Below are 2,274 nucleotides of genomic sequence, written 5' to 3' on the forward strand. Positions count from 1 at the left end.
GAATAACGTGTGGTGAATCATTGGTGTGATTAATCCATACTCGTTTAGATTTATAACCCGGTAGTGAAACTTTGATATCGTACTTACCTTGGGGAAGAAGCATGCCTTTTTTATATTTAGGTGCGATATTCATGATCATTACCTTGGCCCTTGTTGGCTGAACATCAAGGATAAAGGGGTATTCGGCTTTTTCTGCCCCCTTGGATGAAGTGTGAACGACATGGTTAGTGTGTTGACCAAAAAGATCCTTGCCAACCAGCGCAATGGCCAAAATAGACCAAATCATTACTGCATTTTTGAACTTAATTTTCATTTTGTTATTTTCTCACCAAACCCATTAAAGGCTTTCCGACACGGATTTGATAAAAATCTTAATCCCCATATCATCCAGCTTATGGATATGTGTTCTTCACATTTAAATTTGCGATCGCTTTATTAAAAAATGTTCATAGTGAATTTTTATGCGGATATCCAATGTCAAAAGTAAGAATTCCATTGCTCTATCTTTGGATACGAAGTTGGCAAGCGAGGCCATTTAGCCAATCATTCCATCAGGATCCCGTTCTTTTTATCAGAACAAATACCACTTCCCTTTCGCGGGGGAACAAACAAATGGGCAAACTCAAAACGGTGCTTCAATGCACTAAGATATTGCATATTTACAATATCATAAGAGATGAAATAGTAAAGTTAAGTCATTATTTTGTAAAGCCTTTTTTACACTCAACCCGCTAGGCCTCATTCTTCCGTTAGTAGTAAAATGAATACAATAAAAACTGTCCATGCGGTCAGGATTTGGCATTTTCTTTGCTTTTCCCCCGCCTGTAAAAACTTGTTTTACAAAACACGATTAAAACTCATCTTTAAAGGATCATTATGAAAACTCCCTCATTTTCATTAGGAAATCTCGCGAAAGGGATTTCTTACGGGTTATTGCTTTCTGCTTCATCTCAAACTTTCGCTGCAGATACAGACGACGATCTCGAAGATATAGAAAGGATCGAAGTTCAAGGCTCCCTTGGCAGTTTGCCCGGCCAAGATGTACAAGCTATTTTCGGTTTCGGCAAATCCATTCTTGAAACGCCTCGTTCTGCATCAACGATTTCATACGAGCAAATGGAACGATTCGATATCAGCGATATTGATGATCTTGTCGCATTCGCACCGGGTACCTTCACGCAATCCTTTTTTGGTGTTGCAGGCTCTTTGGACGTACGTGGAACACCCGGTGAATCATACTTTCGTGGTGTTAAGCGCCTTGATAACCCAGGTAACTACCCAACCCCAATCGGTGCATCCAGCCGAATTGATGTGGTCCGTGGCCCCGCTTCACCCATTTATGGGCCGGCAAAAGTGGGGGGATACTTAAACTTCGAACCTAAGTCTGCACGTTCAACCCAAGGTCAATACATGACGCAGGATACGGGGGAATTGTCATACACCCGCGGCAGCTGGGATAAAAACATTCTAAGCGCCGAAGTGGGCGGCCCTGCCACAATTGCGGGTAAAGAAGCGGGATTTTACGGCTACGCTGAAATCGAAGATTCCGGTAGCTTTTACGACAACACATCAACAAACCAAACTATCCTGCAAACGTCCTTCAACGTAGACGTCAACGAAAACCTACGTTTTGAGTTTGGCGGTATGTATCAAGATTATGATGGTAATCAGGTTGCGGGCTGGAACCGTTTAACCCAAGATCTTATTGATACCGGTACCTACACTACGGGTACAGCACAATCCCTTGATACCGATGGTAGCGGCGAAATATCCAAGGATGAATTCAATGCTGTAGGACTTGGAGGCGGATATTATGTGTCAGATCCCGATACACTTGAAGCCTCCGATTTATCCAGTGCCTATGCCTTAGAAAATTACGGTACAGCCAAATTAAGTCGTAGTTCTGTGTTGGTGGCAGAAGATGATCAATTGGCTAACGAAGCAACCACATTATATTTTGATACGATCTACTACGCCGATAATGGTTGGGAAATTAAAAACCAAATGTTCTATGACGGTTACGACAACCTGAATGAAAATGCCTATGGCTTCTCTCAGTTGCACGACTCATGGACCGCAGAGAACAAGCTCATATTCTCAAATATGTTCTACACCAACTCCATGGAAATGGCGGTGCAGATCTCGCCATCCATTCGTTACACAGACTTCGAACACGGTGAAGATTATTCTTACGAATATTTCGACCGTCGAGACCTCACCATGGACTCGTCTGCGTTAGACCGAGTAGAACTATCCACCCGTACAGGTGAAGAC

At 42.7% G+C, this 2,274-nt stretch carries 1 protein-coding gene and 1 pseudogene; one reads left to right on the top strand and one right to left on the bottom strand.

Features of this window, described 5'->3' with window-relative positions; genetic code table 11:
* A pseudogene (locus V5298_RS20095) lies at nucleotides 1–313 on the bottom strand (hypothetical protein); the annotation flags it as partial.
* 563 nt (nucleotides 314–876) lie between these two features.
* Between V5298_RS20095 and V5298_RS20100 the strand changes: the two are divergent.
* Nucleotides 877–2,274, top strand: a 1,398-nt coding sequence (locus V5298_RS20100) for a TonB-dependent receptor plug domain-containing protein (protein WP_332933199.1), incomplete at its 3' end; no start/stop codon positions are given.

Source organism: Alteromonas sp. 14N.309.X.WAT.G.H12 (assembly GCF_036697315.1).
GTDB lineage: Bacteria > Pseudomonadota > Gammaproteobacteria > Enterobacterales > Alteromonadaceae > Alteromonas.